The 2,867-nt window shown below is 38.1% G+C and carries 6 protein-coding genes; 4 read left to right on the forward strand and 2 right to left on the reverse strand.

Annotation, left to right across the window (positions count from 1 at the left end; all coding sequences use genetic code 11):
* Nucleotides 1-290 precede the first annotated feature (290 nt).
* The 3 genes from F0226_RS22110 to F0226_RS22120 all read left to right on the forward strand — a co-directional run bounded on the left by F0226_RS22110 (nucleotide 291) and on the right by F0226_RS22120 (nucleotide 1,314).
* On the forward strand, nucleotides 291-500 hold the full coding sequence (locus tag F0226_RS22110; RefSeq protein WP_171737649.1) for a DUF3892 domain-containing protein: 210 nt from the start codon (nucleotides 291-293) through the stop codon (nucleotides 498-500).
* Between the two features lie 12 nt (nucleotides 501-512).
* On the forward strand, nucleotides 513-929 hold the full coding sequence (locus F0226_RS22115; protein ID WP_171737650.1) for a PD-(D/E)XK nuclease superfamily protein: 417 nt from the start codon (nucleotides 513-515) through the stop codon (nucleotides 927-929).
* 154 nt (nucleotides 930-1,083) lie between these two features.
* Nucleotides 1,084-1,314, forward strand: coding sequence for a hypothetical protein (locus tag F0226_RS22120; RefSeq protein WP_171737651.1), 231 nt, complete (start codon nucleotides 1,084-1,086; stop codon nucleotides 1,312-1,314).
* Nucleotides 1,315-1,453: 139 nt separating this feature from the next.
* Here the strand turns inward: F0226_RS22120 and F0226_RS22125 are convergent, their stop codons facing one another.
* Together F0226_RS22125 and F0226_RS22130 are read right to left on the reverse strand one after the other, a co-directional pair.
* A complete protein-coding gene (locus F0226_RS22125; protein WP_005377002.1) occupies nucleotides 1,454-1,744 on the reverse strand; it encodes a type II toxin-antitoxin system RelE/ParE family toxin in 291 nt (96 codons plus the stop codon).
* Nucleotides 1,734-1,982 (reverse strand): type II toxin-antitoxin system Phd/YefM family antitoxin, encoded by a 249-nt coding sequence (locus F0226_RS22130; RefSeq protein ID WP_004730320.1) that lies wholly within the window; start codon nucleotides 1,980-1,982, stop codon nucleotides 1,734-1,736. Before F0226_RS22130 ends, F0226_RS22125 begins: the two co-directional genes overlap by 11 nt.
* Nucleotides 1,983-2,177: 195 nt before the next feature.
* On the opposite strand from F0226_RS22130, the gene F0226_RS22140 reads away from it, so the two are divergent.
* Nucleotides 2,178-2,681 carry a YgjV family protein gene (locus F0226_RS22140; RefSeq protein ID WP_171737652.1) on the forward strand — a complete coding sequence of 168 codons (504 nt, stop codon included), beginning with the start codon at nucleotides 2,178-2,180 and terminating at the stop codon, nucleotides 2,679-2,681.
* Nucleotides 2,682-2,867 lie beyond the last annotated feature (186 nt).

A 2,867-nucleotide genomic window follows, 5' to 3' on the forward strand; every position in this document is an offset into this window, starting at 1 on the left:
ATATTTACCTCCCTAAAAGTGTATTGAACGCTACTGATTGGAAGCTAATTTCGGAACATCGTACATAACAAGCAATTCAAGCAGACTGTCAACGCTTGGCATTTCCAACTCGGTTTGGCTTCAGTGATTTCAGTGGTAAGTTTGAGGGTATTGGTAGTGTTGTCAGCTACTTAATTGGGCGTTAGCTTAAATTCACACCAAAAAATAATATGCACCTACTTGAAAAGCCATGTTCGGACACCATCTCATATATAGGTTAAAACAGTTACTTTTGAATCGCAGAGGTGTCTATGGCTAAAAATATTCGTGGTAATAATGATGGTACTCACGGTGAAAATGACTCTTATACAATACCAGGTCGTGGTGTAGTTGATCGTCAAACATTAGTGAATGAAACTAATAATGGCAAGCATCCTAAGCACCATGTCGTCAGAGTTAATGGGGAAGATTACGTAAGGGCTAATCCTGATTCTCAAAACTCTAATAATGTTAATAAATAGGGAGGACAGTACATGGCAAGAGCTGACTTACTTAGTGACATTACCAATATTATTGAGACTTATGGTTTTTCACAATCCAATACTCAGAATGCTATGACATATCAACGATCAGTTCGTTACCCAAGTTTAATTGACGAAAAAAATGATACTGCTCACTTTGTGTTATACACAACTACAGAACGTATTCAAATTACAGCAAAATGGCAGGAGGTTGGAGGTACTGCCATTGAGAAATTAGGGTATACAGTTTTAGATGCTGGTCGTACAGCATATGATCGCTATTGGGTTGTTTGTGGTGGTGACGAACTAGTATCAAGAGCAATAGACTTCCTTAATAATCAAAGTGGGCAAGCACCAAAATTGCTGGCAATGGAAGTTCACATCTTAGAAGATCTTTTGGCAGAAATAACAACGGGTGAATTAGCGTAAGCTACTAGTTATAAGCTAACAAACAATTTAACCTGACTTACAACGCGTGGCAGTTTTACTTCTAATCTGGTTTAGTAATTAAGGCGCAATGCAGAACCTCTGTATTGCGTTGCTGCGCAAGTTAATTGGGCGTTATATGCATTCGAGGAATAATATGTCTAATGATAAGTTTGAAAGCTATTCGAGAGATTTAGGTACTCTAGTAAAGGAGTATGCTTTAGAGTCAATTTCAGAGAGTAATGCTGATAAAAGTGATTTCAACACGGGCTATATGATGGCTTTTCACAGAATAGTTACGCTAATGCAACAACAAGCTGAAGTATTTGAAATTGACTTGAAGGATATCGGTTTAGATGATCTTCCCGAAGATGAATTTTTTAATTAATGCGTCATCATATAACAAGCAATTTAAGCAGACTGTCAACGCTTGGCATTTTCAACTCGTTTTAGCATCAGTGATTTAGGCGGTAAATTTTGGTGCATTGGTAGCGTTGTCAGCTACTTAATTGGGCGTTATACCTCAATCAATCATCTAACCTTTTCATAGCTTTACGGTAAACATCGCTACGTTCGCGTTTTCCGACAGCTAAGACGGTTACAATGATGACATCGTCTTCAACTTTGTAGACGAGACGGTAGCCCGATTGGCGAAGCTTAATCTTATACATGTTGTCAGCTCCAGAGAGTTTTGAAGCCGGAACATGCGGGTTATCTAAGCGCTCGATTAGCTTTTTCTTAAATTGTTGTTGAAGCGTTGAGCCAAGCTTTTTCCACTCTTTGAGTGCGCTCTTTTTAAAGTCGAGTTTATAGGTCATCAATATTTACCGAAATGCTCTCTTCAGATTCACGCTCTTTCGCAATAGTTAGTAGTTCAAGATCTTCGAGTCTGTCCATCATCATTTCGTACGCTTCGGCTGGTACGCAATAAAATGCTGGCTCATTTCGGTTCAGTACAGCAACAGGTTCACCGTAAGCACTAGTTGCAACTTTCATAGGGTTAGCTTTTAATTCAGTAATGCTTGCAGCAACATCGGCTAAAATTCTAGTGGTCATGTAATAGGTCTCTTAAGTGGTCTTTATTTTGGTCATTTTAGCCTCAACCAAGCGGTATAACAAGTTGCTTAAGAGTGATTCGCAACGCGTGGCATTTTTACTATGCGTTGGTTTATGTGTTTAAGGTATTATGCGGAGGCTAAGGTATTGCTTTGCTCACACCTTAGCAAGGCGTTATTTTTATAGGAGGCTACAGTGACACCATTTTTTCTATCTCAAATATTAGTTGCTATAGCTATCGGGTTTGACTTGATGTCATTCCAATTTAAAGACCGACAAAAGATTGTAACTTGTTTGTTTTTCGCTGGTACTTTGATTTCAAGCCACTTTATTTTGCTTGAACAGTGGACGGCTGCAAGTTTAATGGTCATCGCCACTATTCGATATTTAGTGAGTGTATTTTCTACTTCCTCAAAACTTAAATATCTATTTTGTACAGCATCAGTAATTTCAACTGCTGTAACTTATTCTGGTTTAGTCAGTGTAATTAGTTGTTTTGCTTCAATCTTTCAAACTGTGGCTGCATTCAATAAAGATGATCGCCGTTTAAGAGAGTTCATGATTGTGGGTACCGCACTTTGGTTGATACACAATTATTTAATTGGCTCACCTACCGCAGTCGTAATGGAAATTCTATTTATCGGTAGCAATCTAGTTGGCTACTATCGTTATTACTTTAGAAAACCCGCAGCAGTATAAATATAACAAGCAATTTAAGCAGACTGCCAACGCTCGGCATTTTCAGTTCGGTTTAGTTTTAGTGATTACGGTGGTAAATTTGAGTGTATTGGTAGCGTTGTCAGCTACTTAATTGGGCGTTATGTACTAGGAGGTAATTATCGATACTTACATTAAATTGAACTTTAGAAAGTATGTCTTATCTGA

The sequence above is a fragment of the Vibrio sp. 99-70-13A1 genome (assembly GCF_013114625.1).
Lineage (GTDB): Bacteria > Pseudomonadota > Gammaproteobacteria > Enterobacterales > Vibrionaceae > Vibrio.

Excerpts from the sequence above, each read along its gene's own strand:
- F0226_RS22115 (WP_171737650.1), top strand. The coding sequence starts at position 513 with ATGGCAAGAGCTGACTTACTTAGTGACATTACCAATATTATTGAGACT.
- F0226_RS22110 (WP_171737649.1), top strand. The coding sequence starts at position 291 with ATGGCTAAAAATATTCGTGGTAATAATGATGGTACTCACGGTGAAAAT.
- F0226_RS22125 (WP_005377002.1), bottom strand. The coding sequence starts at position 1,744 with ATGACCTATAAACTCGACTTTAAAAAGAGCGCACTCAAAGAGTGGAAA.
- F0226_RS22120 (WP_171737651.1), top strand. The coding sequence starts at position 1,084 with ATGTCTAATGATAAGTTTGAAAGCTATTCGAGAGATTTAGGTACTCTA.
- F0226_RS22130 (WP_004730320.1), bottom strand. The coding sequence starts at position 1,982 with ATGACCACTAGAATTTTAGCCGATGTTGCTGCAAGCATTACTGAATTA.